Consider the following 20,519-nt stretch of genomic DNA (forward strand, 5'->3'; position numbering starts at 1 on the left):
GGCCGGCGCCGGCGGACGCGGTCCGCGAGGCCGAGCGCCACGGCGAGCACGGCCAGCAGGAACACGGTGAAGCCGACCAGCGCGCCCCGCCGGCTGCCCACGTGCTCGGCCTCGTCGATCGATCTCGACGCCGATCCAGCCGTAGGCGGCGACGTGGAAGACCGTCGGGATGATGTCCGAGGTCGGGCGGTCCCAGATCGGGTGCCCGGCCGGTTCACTCGGCGGGTGCCGGCGTAGTGGTGGTCCGCGACCATGAGGGCGGCGAGGAGCCGGATGCCGTCGAGGGCGTACAGGCGGGGGCGCCGCTCGCGGCGGGCCGGCGGCGGCACCGTGAGCGGTGCGGGCAGCGGCTGTGCGCCGCACATCCCGTGCGCCCCGGACAGGCGAGAGGGCCCGTACGACCGGAGTCGTACGGGCCCTCTCTCAGGTGCTCAGCTCAGGCTGTGCCACCAGTCAGGCGCAAGATCACTTCGTGATCTTGGTGACCTGGCCGGCGCCGACCGTCCGGCCACCCTCACGGATGGCGAACTTCAGGCCCTCTTCCATGGCGACGGGCTGGATGAGCTCCACCTTCATCTCGGTGTTGTCACCCGGCATGACCATCTCGGTGCCCTCGGGGAGGGTCACGACGCCGGTCACGTCCGTCGTACGGAAGTAGAACTGCGGACGGTAGTTGTTGAAGAACGGGGTGTGGCGACCACCCTCGTCCTTCGACAGGATGTAGGCCTGGGCCTCGAACTCGGTGTGCGGGGTGACCGAGCCCGGCTTGATGATGACCTGGCCGCGCTCGACGTCCTCGCGCTTGATGCCGCGGAGCAGCAGACCGACGTTCTCACCGGCCTGGCCCTCGTCGAGCAGCTTGCGGAACATCTCGATGCCGGTGACCGTGGTGGTGGTCTTCTCGGTCTTGATGCCGATGATGTCGACGGTCTCGTTGACCTTGAGGACACCACGCTCGATACGGCCGGTGACGACCGTACCGCGACCGGTGATGGTGAAGACGTCCTCGATCGGCATCAGGAACGGCTTGTCGACGTCACGCTCGGGCTCCGGGATGGAGGTGTCGACAGCGTTCATGAGGTCCAGGACCGACTGGGTCCACTGGGCGTCGCCCTCGAGCGCCTTCAGCGCCGAGACACGCACGACCGGCAGGTCGTCGCCCGGGAACTCGTACTCGGAGAGGAGCTCACGGACCTCGAGCTCGACGAGCTCCAGGATCTCCTCGTCGTCCACCATGTCGGCCTTGTTCAGGGCGACGACGATGTACGGAACGCCGACCTGGCGGGCCAGGAGCACGTGCTCCTTGGTCTGCGGCATCGGGCCGTCGGTGGCGGCGACCACCAGGATCGCGCCGTCCATCTGCGCGGCACCGGTGATCATGTTCTTGATGTAGTCCGCGTGACCCGGGCAGTCGACGTGGGCGTAGTGACGCGCCTCGGTCTGGTACTCGACGTGCGCGATGGAGATGGTGATACCGCGCTGACGCTCCTCGGGCGCCTTGTCGATGTTGTCGAACGGGGTGGCCTCGTTCAGGTCCGGGTACGCGTCGTGCAGCACCTTGGTAATGGCGGCCGTGAGGGTCGTCTTACCGTGGTCGATGTGACCGATGGTGCCGATGTTGACGTGCGGCTTAGTCCGCTCGAACTTCGCCTTCGCCACTGGGGTCCTCCTGTGGAGTGGTTCTGTACGCCTTACTTCATCGGCGCCAGGTGATCTTTGCTGTTAAGTCCCGGGCCCCGGGGCAAACCCCGCGAACGAGAACGAACGCGGATGAATGCCCCTGGAGGCTCCGGAGTCAAGCCTACGGCGTGTGAACGGAGTGCGTTACTCGCCCTTGGCCTTCGCGATGATCTCCTCGGCGACGTTCCGCGGAACCTCGGCGTAGGAGTCGAACTGCATCGAGTAGCTTGCGCGACCCGAGGTCTTGCTGCGGAGGTCGCCGACGTAACCGAACATCTCCGACAGGGGCACAAGACCCTTGACGACGCGGGCACCGGCCCGCTCCTCCATGGCCTGGATCTGGCCACGGCGGGAGTTGATGTCGCCGATGACCTCACCCATGTAGTCCTCGGGCGTGGTGACCTCGACGGCCATCATCGGCTCGAGCAGCACGGGGCTGGCCTTGCGCGCGGCCTCCTTGAAGGCCTGCGAGCCGGCGATCTTGAAGGCGAGCTCGGAGGAGTCGACCTCGTGGTAGGCGCCGTCGATCAGCGTCACACGCACACCGGTCATCTCGTAACCGGCGAGGATGCCGAACTGCATGGCCTCCTGCGCACCGGCGTCGACCGAGGGGATGTACTCCTTCGGCACACGGCCACCAGTGACCTTGTTGACGAACTCGTACGACGTGTCGCCGCCCTCGATCGGCTCGATGCCGATGATGACGCGCGCGAACTGGCCGGTACCACCCGTCTGCTTCTTGTGGGTGTACTCGACCTTCTCGACGGCCTTGCGGATCGTCTCGCGGTACGCGACCTGCGGCTTGCCGACGTTGGCCTCGACCTTGAACTCACGGCGCATACGGTCGACCAGCACCTCGAGGTGCAGCTCGCCCATGCCGCCGATGATGGTCTGGCCGGTCTCCTCGTCCGAGTGGACCTGGAAGGACGGGTCCTCCTCGGCCAGGCGCTGGATCGCGATGCCCAGCTTCTCCTGGTCGCCCTTCGACTTGGGCTCGATGGCGACCTGGATGACCGGGGCCGGGAAGTCCATGGACTCCAGGATCACCGGGTTCTTCTCGTCGCAGAGCGTCTCACCGGTGGTGGTCTGCTTCAGGCCCATGACGGCGACGATGTCGCCGGCGCCCACCGACTCGATCTCCTCACGCTTGTTGGCGTGCATACGGTAGATCTTGCCGATGCGCTCCTTGCGGCCCTTGACCGAGTTGAGCACGGCGGAGCCGGACTCGAGGCGGCCGGAGTAGACACGCACGAAGGTGAGCTTGCCGAGGTGCGGGTCGCTCATGATCTTGAACGCCAGCGCCGACAGCGGCTCGTCGTCGGACGGCTTGCGCTTGACGACCGTCTCCGGGTCCTTGACGTCGTGGCCCTCGATGGCCTCGATGTCGACCGGCGACGGCAGGTAGCGCACGACCGCGTCGAGCAGGGGCTGAACACCCTTGTTCTTGAACGCGGTACCGCAGAACACGGGGGTGACGGTGGTGCCGCCGCCCTTGCCGGACGCGATGGTGATACGACGGACCGCCGCGTAGAGCTGCTCCTCGGTGGGCTCGGTGCCCTCGAGGTACAGCTCCATGAGCTCCTCGTCGTTCTCCGCCACGGCCTCGAGCAGCTTGCCGCGCCACTCCTCGGCCGCCTCGGTGTGGGTGGCCGGGATGTCGACGACGTCGTACATCTCGCCCTTGGTCGCCTCGGCGGACCAGACCAGGGCCTTCATGCGGACCAGGTCCACGACACCCTGGAAGTCGGCCTCGGCACCGATCGGGAGCTGCATCACGATCGGCTGAGCGCCCAGACGGTCGACGATCATGTCGACGCAGCGGTGGAACTCGGCACCGGTGCGGTCGAGCTTGTTGACGAAGCAGATGCGCGGAACGCCGTAGCGGTCCGCCTGACGCCACACCGTCTCGGACTGGGGCTCAACGCCGGCGACGCCGTCGAACACCGTCACGGCACCGTCGAGCACGCGCAGCGAACGCTCCACCTCGACGGTGAAGTCGACGTGGCCCGGCGTGTCGATGATGTTGATGGTGTGGTCGACGTCTTCCAGCGGCCAGTGACAGGTGGTGGCAGCAGAGGTGATCGTGATGCCACGCTCCTGCTCCTGCTCCATCCAGTCCATGGTGGCAGCGCCGTCGTGGACCTCACCGATCTTGTACGAAACGCCGGTGTAGAACAGGATCCGCTCGGTGGTGGTCGTCTTGCCCGCGTCGATGTGGGCCATGATGCCGATGTTGCGCACCTTGGCCAGGTCAAGCGAAGTGGTAGCCATAAGGCTTCAGTCTTCTCTCGGTCTCGATGTGGACTGCGACTACCAGCGGTAGTGCGCGAAGGCCTTGTTGGACTCGGCCATCTTGTGCGTGTCCTCGCGCTTCTTCACAGCGGCGCCGAGGCCGTTGGACGCGTCGAGGAGCTCGTTCAGCAGACGCTCGGTCATGGTCTTCTCGCGACGGGCGCGGGAGTAACCGACGAGCCAGCGCAGCGCCAGGGTGTTGGCACGGCCGGGCTTGACCTCGACCGGGACCTGGTAGGTGGCGCCACCGACACGGCGGGACTTGACCTCGATGGTCGGCTTGATGTTCTCGAGAGCGCGCTTCAGCGTGATGACCGGGTCGTTGCCGGTCTTGTCGCGCAGGCCCTCCATGGCGCCGTAAACGATCCGCTCGGCAGTCGAGCGCTTGCCGTTCAGCAGCACCTTGTTGATCAGGGAGGTCACCAGAGGGGAGCCGTAAACCGGGTCGATGATGACCGGGCGCTTCGGGGCGGGGCCCTTACGAGGCATTCTTACTTCTCCTTCTTGGCGCCGTAACGGCTGCGAGCCTGCTTGCGGTTCTTGACACCCTGGGTGTCGAGCGAGCCGCGGATGATCTTGTAGCGAACACCCGGCAGGTCCTTCACACGGCCGCCGCGCACGAGCACGATGGAGTGCTCCTGCAGGTTGTGTCCCTCACCCGGAATGTAAGCGGTGACCTCGATCCCGCTGGTCAGACGCACACGCGCGACCTTACGCAGGGCCGAGTTCGGCTTCTTCGGGGTGGTCGTGAACACACGCGTGCAGACGCCACGACGCTGAGGGGAACCCTCGAGTGCGGGCGTCTTGTTCTTCTCGACCTTGTCCTGCCGGCCCTTACGGACCAGCTGCTGGATCGTAGGCACTACTTCTCCGGTTTCTGTGTGCCGATGGGTACAGCTAACCTGGAACATCGCCGACCCACGCGGTCGGGTGTGTCGGATCCCGCGGACTTCCGCCGCGAGGCGGAAAGAAAGCACGGATCACGGTGGCCGCTCTTTGCCCCGGTGCGGTGTGATGGCACGCACGAGGGCCAGGGCACACCCCAGGCACAAGGTCTGAGCGTACCCAGCGCAATCACTCCGGTCAAAACAGAAGCAGTACGTCCGACATGCGGCGGTTACGTTCGCGAACCCGACCGCTGGTGTGGTACGGGGGTTTCCGCGCCCTTCGCCTCCGGGGTTCCCGGACCGGCCGCCGCCTCCTGAGACCCGGCCGCGGTGTCGTGGCCGACGAAGTACGTCGGACGGTTCTGCACGGCCGTGTAGATGCGGCCGACGTACTCGCCGAGCAGGCCCACGCAGATCAGCTGGACCGCGCCGATGAACAGCACGCCGGTGAAGAGGGAGGTCCAGCCCGGGACCGTGTGGTCGAAGGCGTGGGCGCTCAGGGTGTACGCCATCAGCGCCAGACAGACCAGGAAGGCGAAACCGCCGAGCCAGGTGGCGATGCGCAGGGGGGCCGCGGAGAACCCGGTGACGCTGTCGACGGCCAGGCGGATCATGCGGCCCAGCGGGTACTTGCTCTGCCCGGCCGGACGCGGGGCGCGCTCGTAGGTCACCTGCCCGCTGGGGAAGCCGAGCCAGGGCACCAGGAGCCGGTAGACGCGCTGCTGGTCGGGAAGCGCCTTGAGGGCGTCCACGGCGGCCCTGCTGAGCAGCCGGAAGTCGCCGGCCTGGGCGGGCACGGACGGCCCGGCCAGCCGCCGCACGAGCCGGTAGTACAGCCCCGCCGTCCACCGCTTGAAGCCGGTGTCGCTGGCGCGGTCGGCGCGGATGCCGTAGACGATGTCGAGGTGCTCGGCGCGGGCCAGCTCCAGCATCTCGGGGATCTTCTCGGGCGGGTCCTGGAGGTCGGCGTCGATGCTGACGACGTAGGCGCCGCGGGCGCGGTCCAGGCCGGCGGTGAGGGCGGCCTGGTGGCCGGAGTTGCGGCGCAGGCCGATGATCCGCAGTTCCGGCCAGCCAAGACGGAAGGCGGCGAGCAGCTCGGCCGTGCGGTCGGTGGACCCGTCGTCGACGGCGACGACCTCGTACGCCGCGCCGAGACCGGCGAGGACCGGGCGCAGTCTGCTGACCAGCGCCGGAAGGACCTCTTCCTCGTTGTACATGGGTATGACGACCGACAGGACGGCCGCCCCGGCCACGGTGTTCGACGTCTCCGTCACGCGCCCTCCCCTCACCTGTGGCGCACATGTGCGACGCTGGTGCGATCTTATGACCACGCTTCACGATCAACCGGACAACGGCCGCGCCCGGCGTTCCGGCGATCGACCAGGGGGGACCCCAGTCATGAGCACGGCCCGCAGCGACGCGGCGACGGACTCCGCCATACCCGAAGACCGGGACCGGCCGCAGCAGGGCCGCCGGCTCGCTCTGCCGGACGGTCTACGACCGTACCTCTCTCCGCTGCTCCTGTACGGCGTGACGAAGCTGGTCGGTCTGACCGTGTTCGCCTGGCTGCTGGAGTGGGCCGACGACTACCAGAAGAAGAACCCCCGCTTCGGCGGCGGCACCCACTGGTGGGACGTCCTGGCCACCTGGGACGGCTGGTGGTACCTCCAGGTCGCGGAGAAGGGGTACGACCCCCGGCCGCTGGAGCGGCTCGCGCCCGGCGGTCTCTTCACCGTGAAGCAGAACTCGGTGGCGTTCTTCCCCCTCTACCCCGGGCTGATCAGAGGGGTTTCCGAGATCACCGGTCTCGGCCTGTACGGCTCCGCGATCCTGGTGTCCGTCCTGGCCTCGTTCGTGGCGGCGGCCGGGATCTACGCCGTGATCTCGACGCTCGCGGGGGTGCGGGCGGGCACGATCGCGGCCGGGCTGTGGGCCGTGGTGCCGGGCGCCGGCGTGGAGTGGGCGGTCTACTCGGAGTCGGTGTTCGTCGCGATCGCGTCCTGGTGCTGCTACTGCGTGATGCGGCGCCGGTGGGTGGCGGCCGGGATGCTCGCCTTCCTGGCCGGACTGAACCGGCCGACGTCCGCCGCGCTCATAGGGGCCGTGGGGCTCGCCGCGATCGTGACGCTGGCGCGGCGGGAGAGCAGGCGCGAGCACGGCGTCGCGGGCCCGGTGTACGCGATGCTCGCCGCACCGCTGGGGCTGCTCACCTACATCGCCTGGGTGGGGCTGAGCATGGGCGACCTCACCGCCTACTTCACGCTCCAGCGCGAGGGGTGGGCGCACTACTTCGACTTCGGCGCGTACACGCTGGACGTCCTCGGCAACACGGCGGTCGGCCACAACCAGTACCTGTTCGCCTTCGCCGTACCCGATCTGCTGGGTGTCCAGATCGTGCTGGCGCTGCCCTTCCTGGTGGCGCTGATGCTGCGGAGGAAGCCGCCGCTGGTGCTGGTCGCGTACGCGCTGGCGTCGATCGTCACCGTGCTGGGGACGCAGCAGATGTTCGGCAACACGGGGCGGTACCTGCTTCCCGTGTTCCCGCTCCTGCTGGCCCCCGCGGCGGCGATGAGCCGGCTGAAGTGGCCGAGCCTGGCGGTGTTCTTCGCCACGGCGTCGATCGCGTCCGGCTGGTACGCGCACTACGTGATCTTCGAACTGGGCATTCCGTAGCGAGGCGGGACCGGGCGGCCGGGCGGCCGGGGGCGGGGTGCTCAGCCGGAGGAGGAGACCCCCGCCATGATGAGGACCATCACGAAGAACGCCCAGCCCGCCACGGAGAGCCAGCCCAGGACGAGGCCCGCGATGGCGAACCCGTCACCGCCCTCGCCGGTGCGGCGGATCTCGGCGCGGGCCTTGTGGCCGAGGATCACGGCGGGCAGGCCGGTGAGCCCGGCGGTCATCGTGGTGAGCACGCCGCAGACCATGGAGCCGACCGCCTTGCCGTTCGTGGGCGGCGGCGGGGCGGGCAGGAACGTCCGCGGGACGGGCGGGCCGAAACCCGGGGGCGGGACGAGGGCCGGCTGGACGGCCATGGGCCCCTGCGGCAGATCGGACACGACGAGTTGCAGCTCGCCGACCGTACGGGCCTGGTAAGCGCGCTCGACGCGCTTGGTGAACTCGTCCTGCTGCAGGCGTCCTTCACTGAAACCGGCCCTGAGCACGTCCACGGCGCGCTCGCGGTCGGCGTGGGACGCGAGCATCGAGGATCCGCTCGGCACCTGCCCCTGCGGCTGCCATGGTGACGGATAGGACACGGGCACCTCCCCCCGGACGGCTGAATGTCTCCATCATCCATCAACGCACCGTGTCTGCCCACGGTTCCCAGGCCAGGCGCGGGTCACAGTTCTCAGCCGGAGACGAGGTCACCGGTCAGACGGGCGGACGCCCGCCGGGCATGCCGAAAAGGGCGGCCACCCCGTGCGCAACGGGGTGACCGCCCTTTCGGTCACCTACTGGTTGTACGGACCGTAGTCGTAGTCCTCCAGCGGAACGGCCTGGCCGGAGCCCGTGCCGAACGGCGAGTAGTCGATGTCGTCGTAGCCGACGGCCGAGTACATCGCGGCCTTCGCCTCCTCGGTCGGCTCGACCCGGATGTTGCGGTAGCGGGACAGACCCGTACCGGCCGGGATGAGCTTACCGATGATGACGTTCTCCTTGAGGCCGATCAGGGAGTCGGACTTGGCGTTGATCGCCGCGTCCGTGAGGACCCTGGTCGTCTCCTGGAAGGACGCCGCCGACAGCCAGGACTCCGTGGCCAGCGAGGCCTTGGTGATACCCATGAGCTGCGGACGACCGGAGGCCGGGTGACCGCCCTCCTGGACCACACGACGGTTCTCGGTCTCGAACTTCGAGCGCTCGACCAGCTCGCCGGGCAGCAGCTCGGCGTCGCCGGACTCGATGATCGTCACACGGCGCAGCATCTGCCGGATGATGATCTCGATGTGCTTGTCGTGGATCGACACACCCTGCGAGTTGTAGACCTTCTGGACCTCGCCGACCAGGTGGACCTGGACGGCACGCTGGCCCAGGATGCGCAGCACGTCGTGCGGGTTGGTGGCACCCACGGTGAGCTTCTGGCCCACCTCGACGTGCTCGCCCTCGCTGACCAGGAGCCGGGCACGCTTCGAGATCGGGTACGCCGTCTCGTCGCTGCCGTCGTCCGGCGTGATGACGATCTTCTTGGTCTTCTCGGTCTCCTCGATCCGCACGCGGCCGGAGGCCTCGGAGATCGGGGCGACACCCTTCGGGGTACGGGCCTCGAAGAGCTCGACGACACGCGGCAGACCCTGGGTGATGTCGTCACCGGCCACACCACCGGTGTGGAAGGTACGCATCGTCAGCTGGGTACCGGGCTCACCGATGGACTGGGCGGCGATGATGCCGACCGCCTCACCGATGTCGACCAGCTTGCCGGTGGCCAGCGAGCGGCCGTAGCACATGGCGCAGGTGCCGACGGCGGACTCGCAGGTCAGGACCGAGCGGGTCTTGACCGTCTCGACGCCGTGCTTGACGAGCTCGTCGATGAGCACGTCGCCGAGGTCGGTACCGGCCGGGGCCAGCACCTTGCCGTCGACCACGATGTCCTCGGCGAGGCAGCGCGCGTACACGGACGTCTCGACGTTGCCCGTCTTGCGCAGCACGCCGTCGTCGCCGCGCTCGGCGATCGCCAGCTTGAGGCCGCGCTCGGTGCCGCAGTCCTCCTCGCGGATGATGACGTCCTGGGAGACGTCGACCAGACGACGGGTGAGGTAACCCGAGTCGGCGGTACGCAGGGCGGTGTCCGCCAGACCCTTACGGGCACCGTGCGTGGAGATGAAGTACTCCAGCACGGACAGGCCCTCACGGAACGAGGCCTTGATCGGACGCGGGATGGTCTCGTTCTTCGCGTTCGACACCAGACCGCGCATACCGGCGATCTGCCGCATCTGCATCATGTTTCCTCGGGCACCCGAGTCAACCATCATGAAGATGGGGTTGGTCTTGGGGAAGTTCTCGTTCATCGCCTCGGCGACCTCGTTGGTCGCCTTGGTCCAGATCGCGATGAGCTCCTGCGTGCGCTCTTCCTTGGTGATCAGACCGCGCTCGTACTGCTTCTGGACCTTCTCGTCCTGCGCCTCGTAGCCGCGGACGATCTCCTTCTTCGCCTCGGGAACGACGACGTCGGAGATGGCCACGGTGACACCGGAACGGGTCGCCCAGTAGAAGCCGGCCGCCTTCAGGTTGTCGAGCGTCGCCGCCACGATGACCTTGGGGTAGCGCTCGGCCAGGTCGTTGACGATCTCGGAGAGCTGCTTCTTGCCCACCGAGTAGTCGACGAACGGGTAGTCCTCGGGCAGCAGCTCGTTGAAGAGCGCGCGGCCCAGGGTGGTGCGCAGGCGGAACGTGTCCCCCTGCTGCCACTCGGGGTCGCCCTCCTCCTGCGCCGGCGGCGTCCAGCCGCGCGGCGGGATGGTGCCCACCGGGAAGCGGATGTCGATCGTCGACTGCAGCGCCAGCTCACCGGCGTCGAACGCCATGATCGCCTCGGCCGTGGAGCCGAAGGAACGGCCCTCGCCCTTGGTGTCGCGCAGCTCGCCGTCGGTGGTGAGGAAGAACAGACCGAGGACCATGTCCTGGGTCGGCATCGTCACCGGACGGCCGTCGGCGGGCTTGAGGATGTTGTTCGAGGACAGCATCAGGATGCGGGCCTCGGCCTGCGCCTCCGCGGACAGCGGCAGGTGCACGGCCATCTGGTCACCGTCGAAGTCCGCGTTGAACGCGGTGCAGACGAGCGGGTGGATCTGGATGGCCTTGCCCTCGACCAGCTGCGGCTCGAAGGCCTGGATGCCGAGGCGGTGCAGGGTGGGCGCACGGTTCAGCAGCACCGGGTGCTCGGCGATGACCTCTTCGAGGACGTCGTACACCACGGTGCGGCCGCGCTCGACCATGCGCTTGGCGCTCTTGATGTTCTGCGCGTGGTTCAGGTCGACCAGGCGCTTCATCACGAACGGCTTGAAGAGCTCCAGCGCCATCGCCTTGGGCAGACCGCACTGGTGCAGCTTCAGCTGCGGACCGACGACGATCACGGAACGCGCGGAGTAGTCCACACGCTTGCCGAGCAGGTTCTGACGGAAGCGGCCCTGCTTGCCCTTGAGCATGTCGGACAGCGACTTCAGCGGACGGTTGCCGGGGCCCGTGACCGGGCGACCACGACGGCCGTTGTCGAAGAGCGCGTCGACGGCCTCCTGGAGCATGCGCTTCTCGTTGTTCACGATGATCTCGGGCGCACCGAGGTCGAGAAGCCGCTTCAGACGGTTGTTGCGGTTGATCACACGGCGGTACAGGTCGTTCAGGTCGGAGGTCGCGAAGCGGCCACCGTCCAGCTGCACCATCGGACGCAGGTCCGGCGGGATGACCGGCACGCAGTCGAGCACCATGCCCTTGGGGCTGTTGCTGGTCTGCAGGAACGCGGAGACGACCTTCAGGCGCTTGAGCGCACGGGTCTTCTTCTGGCCCTTGCCGGTGCGGATGATCTCGCGGAGCTTCTCGGCCTCCTCGTCGAGGTCGAAGGACTCCAGGCGCTTCTGCAGCGCCGCGGCACCCATCGAACCGTCGAAGTACGTGCCGAAGCGGTCGCGCAGCTCGCGGTAGAGCAGCTCGTCGCCCTCGAGGTCCTGGACCTTGAGGTTCTTGAAGCGGGTCCACACCTCGTCGAGACGGTCGATCTCGCGCTGGGAGCGGTCGCGCAGCTGCTTCATCTCGCGCTCGGCGCCTTCGCGCACCTTGCGGCGCACATCGGCCTTGGCACCCTCGGCCTCGAGCTCGGCCAGGTCGGCCTCGAGCTTCTTGGCGCGGGCCTCCAGGTCGGCGTCCCGGCGGTTCTCGATCTGCTGCCGCTCGACGGAGACGTGCGCCTCCAGGGAGGGCAGGTCACGCGTACGGCGCTCCTCGTCGACGTACGTGATCATGTACGCCGCGAAGTAGATGACCTTCTCGAGGTCCTTGGGAGCCAGGTCGAGCAGGTAGCCCAGCCGGCTCGGGACACCCTTGAAGTACCAGATGTGCGTGACGGGGGCGGCGAGCTCGATGTGGCCCATCCGCTCACGGCGCACCTTGGCACGGGTGACCTCGACGCCGCAGCGCTCGCAGATGATGCCCTTGAAGCGGACGCGCTTGTACTTGCCGCAGTAGCACTCCCAGTCCCGGGTCGGACCGAAGATCTTCTCGCAGAAGAGTCCGTCCTTTTCGGGCTTGAGGGTGCGGTAGTTGATGGTCTCGGGCTTCTTGACCTCGCCGTGGCTCCACTGACGGATGTCGTCAGCGGTGGCCAGACCGATCCGGAGCTCGTCGAAGAAGTTGACGTCGAGCACTATGCGTCAATCCCTCTCAGGGTTGTAAGTCTTGGGGTCTGAAACGGGGGTCCCGGGGCCGGCGGACCTTGGTGGTTCAAGGTCCGCCGGACTCCCGTCAGACCTCTTCGACGCTGCTCGGCTCGCGCCGGGACAGGTCGATGCCGAGCTCCTCCGCAGCGCGGAAGACGTCCTCGTCGGTGTCACGCATCTCGATGGACATACCGTCGCTGGACAGCACCTCCACGTTCAGGCAGAGCGACTGCATCTCCTTGATGAGCACCTTGAAGGACTCGGGGATGCCGGGCTCGGGGATGTTCTCGCCCTTGACGATGGCCTCGTAGACCTTCACGCGGCCGGTGACGTCGTCGGACTTGATGGTCAGCAGCTCCTGGAGGGCGTACGCGGCGCCGTAGGCCTCGAGGGCCCACACCTCCATCTCACCGAACCGCTGGCCACCGAACTGGGCCTTACCACCCAGCGGCTGCTGGGTGATCATCGAGTACGGGCCGGTCGAGCGGGCGTGCAGCTTGTCGTCGACCAGGTGGTGCAGCTTCAGGATGTACATGTAGCCGACCGAGATCGGGTCCGGGAACGGCTCACCGCTACGGCCGTCGAACAGCCGCGCCTTGCCGGACGGGAGCACCATGCGCTCGCCGTCGCGGTTCGGGATGGTGTGCTGCAGCAGACCCGCGAGCTCGTCCTCACGGGCGCCGTCGAAGACCGGGGTGGCGACGTTGGTGCCCGGGGCGACCTGGTCGGCACCGATGGCCTGGAGACGCTGCGCCCACTCGTCGGCGAGACCGGAGACGTCCCAGCCGCGGCTGGCGAGCCAGCCGAGGTGGATCTCCAGGACCTGTCCCGGGTTCATTCGGGACGGCACACCGAGCGGGTTGAGGATGATGTCGACCGGGGTCCCGTCCTCGAGGAACGGCATGTCCTCGATGGGCAGGATCTTGGAGATGACACCCTTGTTGCCGTGGCGGCCGGCGAGCTTGTCACCGTCGGTGATCTTGCGCTTCTGCGCAACGTACACACGGACCAGCTGGTTGACGCCGGGCGGCAGCTCGTCGCCCTCCTCGCGGTCGAAGACGCGCACACCGATGACCTTGCCGGTCTCGCCGTGCGGCACCTTCAGCGAGGTGTCACGGACCTCACGGGCCTTCTCACCGAAGATGGCGCGCAGCAGGCGCTCCTCCGGCGTCAGCTCGGTCTCACCCTTCGGGGTGACCTTGCCGACGAGGATGTCACCGGCGATGACCTCGGCACCGATGCGGATGATGCCGCGCTCGTCGAGGTCGGCGAGGACCTCCTCGGAGACGTTCGGGATGTCCCGGGTGATCTCCTCGGGGCCGAGCTTGGTGTCACGGGCGTCGACCTCGTGCTCCTCGATGTGGATCGAGGAGAGGACGTCGTCCTGCACGAGGCGCTGCGACAGGATGATCGCGTCCTCGTAGTTGTGACCCTCCCACGGCATGAACGCCACGAGCAGGTTCTTGCCCAGGGCCATCTCGCCGTTCTGGGTGGCCGGACCGTCGGCGAGGACCTGGCCCTCGATGATCCGGTCGCCCTCGTTGACGATGACCTTCTGGTTGACCGAGGTGCCCTGGTTGGAGCGGGCGAACTTGGCCAGACGGTAGGTGATGTAGGTGCCGTCGTCGTTGGCCGTGGTGATGTAGTCCGCGGAGACCTCCTGGACCACACCCGCCTTCTCGGCCTTGACCACGTCGCCGGCGTCGACGGCGGAGCGGTACTCCATGCCGGTGCCGACGAGCGGGGACTCGGACTTAATCAGCGGCACGGCCTGACGCATCATGTTCGCGCCCATGAGGGCACGGTTGGCGTCGTCGTGCTCGAGGAACGGGATCATGGCGGTCGCGACCGACACCATCTGGCGCGGCGAGACGTCCATGTAGTCGACGTCCTCGGGGCTGACGTAGTCGACCTCACCGCCACGGCGGCGGACCAGGACGCGGGCCTCGGAGAAGCGCAGTTCGTCGTTGAGCGTGGCGTTGGCCTGCGCGATGACGAAGCGGTCCTCCTCGTCGGCGGTCAGGTAGTCCACCTCGTCGGTGACCTGGCCGTCGACGACCTTGCGGTACGGGGTCTCGACGAAACCGAACGCGTTGACGCGACCGTAGGAGGCGAGCGAGCCGATCAGACCGATGTTCGGGCCTTCGGGCGTCTCGATCGGGCACATACGGCCGTAGTGCGAGGGGTGCACGTCACGGACCTCGAAGCCGGCCCGCTCACGGGACAGACCACCCGGGCCGAGCGCGGACAGACGACGCTTGTGCGTCAGCCCGGACAGCGGGTTGTTCTGGTCCATGAACTGCGACAGCTGGCTGGTGCCGAAGAACTCCTTGATGGAGGCGACGACCGGCCGGATGTTGATCAGGGTCTGCGGCGTGATCGCCTCGACGTCCTGGGTCGTCATGCGCTCACGGACGACGCGCTCCATACGGGCCAGACCGGTGCGGACCTGGTTCTGGATGAGCTCGCCGACGCTGCGCAGACGACGGTTGCCGAAGTGGTCGATGTCGTCGGTCTCGACGACGATCGTGCCGCCGCTGTCCCCGGTGGTCTCGGTCTCGCCGGCGTGCAGCTTCACCAGGTACTTGATCGTCGAGATGATGTCCTCGACGGTCAGGATGCCCGCGTCCAGCGGAGCGTCCGCACCCAGCTTCTTGTTGACCTTGTAGCGGCCGACCTTCGCGAGGTCGTAGCGCTTGGGGTTGAAGTAGAGGTTCTCGAGCAGCGTCTGCGCGGCCTCACGCGTCGGGGGCTCGCCCGGACGGAGCTTGCGGTAGATGTCGAGCAGCGCGTCGTCCTGGCCCTGGGTGTGGTCCTTCTCCAGGGTGGCGCGCATGGACTCGTACTCGCCGAACTCCTCGAGGATCTGCTCGGTCGTCCAGCCGAGCGCCTTCAGGAGGACGGTCACCGACTGCTTGCGCTTGCGGTCGATGCGGACACCGACCATGTCGCGCTTGTCGATCTCCATCTCCAGCCAGGCACCCCGGGACGGGATGATCTTGGCGGAGAAGATGTCCTTGTCGGACGTCTTGTCGATCGAGGAGTCGAAGTAGACACCCGGCGAACGGACCAGCTGCGACACCACGACACGCTCGGTGCCGTTGATGACGAAGGTGCCCTTGTTCGTCATGAGCGGGAAGTCGCCCATGAAGACGGTCTGGGACTTGATCTCGCCGGTCTCGTTGTTGGTGAACTCGGCCGTCACGAACAGCGGAGCCGCGTACGTGAAGTCGCGTTCCTTGCACTCGTCGATGCTGTTCTTGGGCGGCTCGAAACGGTGGTCGCGGAAGGTCAGCGACATCGACCCGGAGAAGTCCTCGATCGGGGAGATCTCCTCGAAGATCTCCTCGAGGCCGGACTTGGTGGGGACGTCCTGACCGTTCTCCAGAGCCTCCTCGACCCGACTCTGCCAGGCGGTGTTGCCGAGCAGCCAGTCAAAGCTCTCGGTCTGCAGCGCGAGCAGGTTCGGAACCTCGAGAGGCTCCTTGATCTTTGCAAAGGAGATGCGCAGCGGGGCGGTGCTGGCGCCGTTGTTCGTATTCGCGGTCGAGGCGTTGCGCGAGGCGGCCAAGAGGGGGTCCTTCCGAGGGCTCGGACTCACTACGCGCGTACCGGCCCCTCTTCCACGCACGGAGACAGAAATCCCAGGTGGGGAGGTTCTGTCGTCGATGCTAGGGCGAGGGCATGCCCCTGGTGACGGGCAGGGGACAGCTAACAGGCAGCGCAAAGGGTCAGTGTAGCCACTTGGCACACTGATGTCCAGTGCGGGTTTTTCGCGACCCTCGTTGTTCTCAACGCCCTCGGTCTGCTAGCCCTCAACGCACGGTGATACTGCCCTCTTCGTCGTCGATCCATGCCTCGGAACTCGGATCGTTGTGACGACGCGTCCTGAGAATTGCGCGCTGCGTGCGGTTCGTCAAGGCCCCCCATGCCCGAACTCGGAGCCCGGAGACACGACGAAGATCACCATACCCCCCGCTTGCGCAGGTGCAAGGCAACCGCGGCCGCACCCCCGAGAACGACGAAGAGCGACCACCCGGATGGATGATCGCTCTTCGGTGCGCGGGCGTTACAGCCCCGAGGGAACTGTTTCAGCCAACGCTGCGGCCGTGGGCGGCCGCGAAGGTGTTACTTGACCTCGACGGAGGCGCCGGCGCCCTTGAGGGACTCGGCGGCCTTCTCGGCGGCGTCCTTGGCGACCTTCTCGAGAACGGGCTTCGGGGCGCCGTCCACGAGGTCCTTGGCCTCCTTCAGACCCAGGGAGGTCAGCTCACGCACGACCTTGATGACCTGGATCTTCTTGTCGCCGGCGCCGGTGAGGATGACGTCGAACTCGTCCTTCTCCTCGACAGCCTCGGCCGGGGTGCCCGGGACGGCCGGACCGGCGACGGCGACGGCCGCGGCGGCGGTGACGTCGAACTTCTCCTCGAACGCCTTCACGAACTCGGAGAGCTCGATGAGGGTCATCTCCTCGAACTGCGCGAGCAGGTCTTCCTGGCTGAGCTTCGCCATGGTGGGCGATCCTTCCACTAATTCGGCTGGTGCCGGATGTACATGTCTGGCGGGCGTACGTTCGGCCCGCTACGACCTCGCCTCAGGCGGACTGCCTCAGGCGGCGGTCATTTCGCGAGCCGAATTACTCGGCACCGCCCTGCTCGTCCTGCTTGGCGCGAAGCGCGTCCACGGTGCGGACGAGCTTCGACGGGAGCGCCTGGAAGACCTGAGCAGCCTGAGTCTGCTTGCCCTTGAAGGCGCCCGCCAGCTTGGCGAGCAGAACCTCGCGGGACTCGAGGTCCGCAAGCTTCTTGATCTCGTCGGCGGACAGCGCCTTGCCGTCAAGGACACCGCCCTTGATGACGAGGTTCGGGTTGTCCTTGGCGAAGTCACGAAGACCCTTCGCCGACTCCACCGGGTCACCGGTGACGAAGGCGACCGCCGTCGGACCGTTGAACAGGTCGTCGAGCGAGGAGATCCCGGCCTCGTTGGCCGCAATCTTGGTCAGCGTGTTCTTCACCACGGCGTACTGGGCGTTCTCACCGAGCGAACGACGCAGCGTCTTGAGCTGCGCCACGGTGAGACCCCGGTACTCGGTCAGCACGGCGGCGTTCGAGCTACGGAACTGCTCCGTGAGCTCGGCCACCGCGGCAGCCTTGTCGGGCCTTGCCATAGAGCGTCGGCCTCCTTCCGGGTGATAGAGGACCGCTCGGAAGGGGCGGGACAAACGAAACGCCCCGGCGCAGGCGCACGGGGCGTAGCTCGACCGAACGAATTCCGTGGGCGGATTCCGGTCCGGGAGCACTTCCACTGTCACCTGCGCGGGTCGTCCGCTCATCAAGCGGATCCTTCGGCCGCCGCACCCTCTCGCGAGCGCACAGCAACGACCAGCGGTCTTTGGCTTCGGTAGGAGAGTACGGGACCCGGACGCCGTCAGGCAAATCCGCCCGTAGGGGCCGCCCGGCCCCTCAGAGGGCGGGGGCGGTCTCCAGCCCCTCCAGGTCGAGATCGCCCAGGTCGGCGAGGTCCTCGGCCGGCGCGTCGCCGGTGCCGTCCTCGGCGAAGCCGCCGTTCTGCAGTTCCTTGAACATGTCGGCCATGTCGAAGGTCTCGTCGGCCGGCGGCACCTCGACCTCGGCCTCGGTGCCGTAGTCGGAGAAGCTCATGCTGATCTCGACGTCCCCCTCGGGGGTCGCCATGCCGACGTCCATGCGCACCGGCAGATCGTCGTCGCCGACCCAGACGTCGGTGTCGTAGCCCTCGACGCCGGCCTTCTCGATCTGCTTCAGGACCTCGGCCCGCTCGTCGGCCTCCAGGACGTCCAGCGAGTCGCCCGAGTCCAGCATCTCCTTCACGGTCAGCGTGCCCTTGTAGTGCCTGGCCTCGACGCCGCCGATCTTCTCGCTGCCCAACTGCTTCAGGTTGGGCGAGTCGAGCAGCATGGCCAGCTGCTCGGCCGGGTCCTGGTTCATGTTCTCCAGGCCGGAGGTCATCTGCTTCCGCATGGCGTCGCCGCCGGCGGCCTTCGCCATGGCGGCCATGTCCAGCTTCATCCAGCGCTTGCCGTCCATCTCGGCCGACGCCTCGGCACCCATGTCCGTGTACATCACGTTGTCGCGGACGATCATCCGGACGCGCTCGGGGGCGCCGGGGTCCGCGGCGAGGGCGGACCCCTCCATCGTGACGTCCATGACGGTGGGCTCCCAGCCCATGATCCCGGACATCTTCATGTCGCCGCCGTCCTCCAGGGCGGCGGGTGCGGACACCGTCATGGTGACCCGGGCGGACCTGGCCTCGGCCGTCTTCTCGTAGGCGGCCGTGAGCACCTGGGCGGCGGACCGCTGCACGCCGTCCGACGCGCCCCTGCCCTGGCTCCCGCACGCCGCGGCACCCGTGAGCAGCAGCCCCGTGGCGGCGGCCGCGGCGGTCCTGCGACGTCTGTTCATGTGTCCCCCTTGGACGGAGGTCCCCCCGGACCCCGTGGATGTCGGAAGGTCAGCCCGCCGACTGCTGCTGCACCAGCTCGGTGAAGTCGGCCGTGTCGCTCGCGGGAGGCTCCTCCACCGCGACCTCGGTGCCGTAGTCGCTGTAGTACGCCGTCTGGCTGTACGCGCCCGCCGTCGTCTCGCCCTTCTCGACCTTCTTGACCAGCAGGTCCTGGTCGTCGACCCAGATGTCGACGGTCTCGGTGGTGACGCCGGCCTGCTCCAGCTGCTTCTTCAGGTCGTCGAGCTGGCTCTGGCTGAGGCTGGAGTTCTTCTCCGCGAGGTCGGCCACGTCGACCGTCCCCGAGTAGTGCGTGGTCCGCTGTCCCCGCACCTTCTCCTCGCCGACCTTGCGCACGTCCCCGGAGGCCAGCAGGAGCTTCACCGACTGGTTCGGGGTGGTGTTCTGCATCTGGTCCTTCAGATACGCCCCACTGCTGCCCCCGAGGGTCTCCAGGTCGTCGTACGCGTACTTGATCCAGTGCTTGCCGCCGGACTGCTCGGCGAAGGTGTCGCCCATCCGGGCGTAATAGGCGTCCGGCAGATAGCGGGCCTCCATCGAGGCGCTGCCCATCTGGCGCATGGTGTCGGCCATGGTGCCGCCGGTGTACGTGATGGTGAGGTTGCCGGTGAGGCCGTCGCCCCAGGCGAGGGTGCCGTCGGCGGTCATCGACATCACCGAGCCCATGGTCGTGGTGGACTCGACCTTCGCGGAGTCGGCGCCGTCCGTGGACTTCTCCGCGCTGCGCAGGGCGGCGATGGGGTCGAACCGGGGGCTCGTGTCCCCGCCGGAACCGTCGGAGCCACCGGAGCCGCCTGATCCGCCGGAGCCTCCCGAGCTGCAGGCCGTGACCCCCGCCAGCAGGCTCATCGCCGCGACGGAAAGGCCCGCCGTCCGCACGAATGTGCGCTTCATTCGCCCCACCCCCATGAGAATCCTGTGCATGCACGCTAACGCACGGCACTGACAGCCGTACGGAATTAATCGCGTACGACCAATGGGACGAGCCCCGCACCTCGAAAGGTTGCGGGGCTCGTCGCCGACCGAAAGGGAACCGTCAGGTTCAGACCGCGGCCGGGTCCTCCTCGACGAGGAGGTTCCGGGTGCGGTTCGGGTCGACCTGGATGCCGGGGCCGATCGTGGTGCTGATCGCGGCCTTCTTGATGTAGCGACCCTTGGCGGCGGACGGCTTCAGACGGAGGATCTCCTCCAGGGCCGCGCCGTAGTTCTCCACCAGCTTGGAGTCGTCGAAGGACGTCTTGCCGATGATGAAGTGCAGGTTCGCGTGCTTGTCGACGCGGAACTCGATCTTGCCGCCCTTGATGTCGGTGACGGCCTTGGCCACGTCGGGGGTGACGGTGCCGGTCTTCGGGTTCGGCATCAGACCACGGGGACCGAGCACGCGGCCGAGGCGGCCGACCTTGCCCATGAGGTCCGGGGTGGCGACGACGGCGTCGAAGTCCAGACGGCCCTTCGCGACCTCGTCGATCAGTTCGTCGGAGCCGACGATGTCGGCGCCCGCGGCCTCTGCGGCCGCAGCACGGTCACCGGTCGCGAAGACCAGGACCCGGGCGGTCTTGCCGGTGCCGTGCGGCAGGTTCACGGTGCCACGGACCATCTGGTCGGCCTTGCGCGGGTCGACACCCAGGCGGAAGGCGACCTCGACGGTGCCGTCGAACTTGCTGGTGGAGGTCTCCTTGGCGAGACGGACGGCCTCGAGCGGGGCGTAGAGCTTCTCCCGGTCGACCTTGGCGTCCGCAGCGCGGAGGGACTTGCTGCGCTTGCTCACTACTGCTCCTGGTGATTCTGAGGA

14 protein-coding genes are annotated in these 20,519 nt (G+C 67.5%); 1 reads left to right on the forward strand and 13 read right to left on the reverse strand.

What is annotated here, in order from left to right:
• Nucleotides 1–465 precede the first annotated feature (465 nt).
• The 5 genes from tuf to ACFY2L_RS17435 all read right to left on the reverse strand — a co-directional run bounded on the left by tuf (nt 466) and on the right by ACFY2L_RS17435 (nt 6,079).
• Nucleotides 466–1,659, reverse strand: a complete 1,194-nt coding sequence (tuf, locus tag ACFY2L_RS17415; protein WP_390658122.1) for an elongation factor Tu — start codon at nt 1,657–1,659, stop codon at nt 466–468.
• A 165-nt stretch (nt 1,660–1,824) separates the two neighbouring features.
• Nucleotides 1,825–3,951: an elongation factor G gene (gene fusA / locus ACFY2L_RS17420; protein WP_390658121.1), complete on the reverse strand. Its 2,127-nt coding sequence runs from the start codon at nt 3,949–3,951 to the stop codon at nt 1,825–1,827.
• 39 nt (nt 3,952–3,990) lie between these two features.
• Nucleotides 3,991–4,461 carry a 30S ribosomal protein S7 gene (gene rpsG, locus ACFY2L_RS17425; RefSeq protein WP_168371942.1) on the reverse strand — a complete coding sequence of 157 codons (471 nt, stop codon included), beginning with the start codon at nt 4,459–4,461 and terminating at the stop codon, nt 3,991–3,993.
• A 2-nt stretch (nt 4,462–4,463) separates the two neighbouring features.
• Nucleotides 4,464–4,835 carry a 30S ribosomal protein S12 gene (rpsL, locus tag ACFY2L_RS17430; RefSeq protein WP_003948652.1) on the reverse strand — a complete coding sequence of 124 codons (372 nt, stop codon included), beginning with the start codon at nt 4,833–4,835 and terminating at the stop codon, nt 4,464–4,466.
• A gap of 254 nt (nt 4,836–5,089) precedes the next feature.
• On the reverse strand, nt 5,090–6,079 hold the full coding sequence (locus tag ACFY2L_RS17435; protein WP_390822827.1) for a glycosyltransferase family 2 protein: 990 nt from the start codon (nt 6,077–6,079) through the stop codon (nt 5,090–5,092).
• 181 nt (nt 6,080–6,260) lie between these two features.
• Between ACFY2L_RS17435 and ACFY2L_RS17440 the strand changes: the two genes are divergently transcribed.
• Complete coding sequence (locus ACFY2L_RS17440; protein WP_390658119.1) at nt 6,261–7,535, forward strand: hypothetical protein; 1,275 nt, start codon at nt 6,261–6,263, stop codon at nt 7,533–7,535.
• A 41-nt stretch (nt 7,536–7,576) separates the two neighbouring features.
• Here the strand turns inward: ACFY2L_RS17440 and ACFY2L_RS17445 are convergent, their stop codons facing one another.
• The 8 genes from ACFY2L_RS17445 to rplA form a co-directional block, all read right to left on the reverse strand.
• Nucleotides 7,577–8,065: a DUF1707 and DUF4190 domain-containing protein gene (locus tag ACFY2L_RS17445; RefSeq protein ID WP_390658491.1), complete on the reverse strand. Its 489-nt coding sequence runs from the start codon at nt 8,063–8,065 to the stop codon at nt 7,577–7,579.
• A 249-nt stretch (nt 8,066–8,314) separates the two neighbouring features.
• Nucleotides 8,315–12,214, reverse strand: a complete 3,900-nt coding sequence (locus ACFY2L_RS17450; RefSeq protein WP_390822713.1) for a DNA-directed RNA polymerase subunit beta' — start codon at nt 12,212–12,214, stop codon at nt 8,315–8,317.
• 97 nt (nt 12,215–12,311) lie between these two features.
• The gene (gene rpoB / locus ACFY2L_RS17455) at nt 12,312–15,797 is read right to left on the reverse strand and encodes a DNA-directed RNA polymerase subunit beta (protein ID WP_390658117.1); all 3,486 of its coding nucleotides are present in this window, start codon (nt 15,795–15,797) and stop codon (nt 12,312–12,314) included.
• A gap of 557 nt (nt 15,798–16,354) precedes the next feature.
• Nucleotides 16,355–16,738 (reverse strand): 50S ribosomal protein L7/L12, encoded by a 384-nt coding sequence (gene rplL, locus ACFY2L_RS17460; protein WP_390658116.1) that lies wholly within the window; start codon nt 16,736–16,738, stop codon nt 16,355–16,357.
• Nucleotides 16,739–16,862: 124 nt separating this feature from the next.
• Nucleotides 16,863–17,393, reverse strand: coding sequence for a 50S ribosomal protein L10 (rplJ, locus tag ACFY2L_RS17465; RefSeq protein ID WP_390658115.1), 531 nt, complete (start codon nt 17,391–17,393; stop codon nt 16,863–16,865).
• Between the two features lie 295 nt (nt 17,394–17,688).
• Entirely contained in the window at nt 17,689–18,666 is a 978-nt protein-coding gene (locus ACFY2L_RS17470; protein WP_390822714.1) for a hypothetical protein, read from the reverse strand.
• A gap of 49 nt (nt 18,667–18,715) precedes the next feature.
• Nucleotides 18,716–19,621: a hypothetical protein gene (locus tag ACFY2L_RS17475; protein WP_390822715.1), complete on the reverse strand. Its 906-nt coding sequence runs from the start codon at nt 19,619–19,621 to the stop codon at nt 18,716–18,718.
• A gap of 148 nt (nt 19,622–19,769) precedes the next feature.
• On the reverse strand, nt 19,770–20,495 hold the full coding sequence (gene rplA, locus ACFY2L_RS17480) for a 50S ribosomal protein L1 (RefSeq protein ID WP_390658112.1): 726 nt from the start codon (nt 20,493–20,495) through the stop codon (nt 19,770–19,772).
• Between the last annotated feature and the right edge of the window lie 24 nt (nt 20,496–20,519).

It is taken from the genome of Streptomyces sp. NPDC001381, assembly GCF_042895685.1.
Taxonomy (GTDB): Bacteria; Actinomycetota; Actinomycetes; order Streptomycetales; family Streptomycetaceae; genus Streptomyces.

What these genes read in the sequence shown, in the direction of transcription:
- ACFY2L_RS17435 (WP_390822827.1), bottom strand. Translation starts at nt 6,079, where the DNA reads ATGTACAACGAGGAAGAGGTCCTTCCGGCGCTGGTCAGCAGACTGCGC.
- rplJ (WP_390658115.1), bottom strand. Translation starts at nt 17,393, where the DNA reads ATGGCAAGGCCCGACAAGGCTGCCGCGGTGGCCGAGCTCACGGAGCAG.
- ACFY2L_RS17445 (WP_390658491.1), bottom strand. Translation starts at nt 8,065, where the DNA reads ATGCTCGCGTCCCACGCCGACCGCGAGCGCGCCGTGGACGTGCTCAGG.
- ACFY2L_RS17470 (WP_390822714.1), bottom strand. Translation starts at nt 18,666, where the DNA reads ATGAACAGACGTCGCAGGACCGCCGCGGCCGCCGCCACGGGGCTGCTG.
- fusA (WP_390658121.1), bottom strand. Translation starts at nt 3,951, where the DNA reads ATGGCTACCACTTCGCTTGACCTGGCCAAGGTGCGCAACATCGGCATC.
- rplL (WP_390658116.1), bottom strand. Translation starts at nt 16,738, where the DNA reads ATGGCGAAGCTCAGCCAGGAAGACCTGCTCGCGCAGTTCGAGGAGATG.
- rpsG (WP_168371942.1), bottom strand. Translation starts at nt 4,461, where the DNA reads ATGCCTCGTAAGGGCCCCGCCCCGAAGCGCCCGGTCATCATCGACCCG.
- ACFY2L_RS17475 (WP_390822715.1), bottom strand. Translation starts at nt 19,621, where the DNA reads ATGAAGCGCACATTCGTGCGGACGGCGGGCCTTTCCGTCGCGGCGATG.
- ACFY2L_RS17440 (WP_390658119.1), top strand. Translation starts at nt 6,261, where the DNA reads ATGAGCACGGCCCGCAGCGACGCGGCGACGGACTCCGCCATACCCGAA.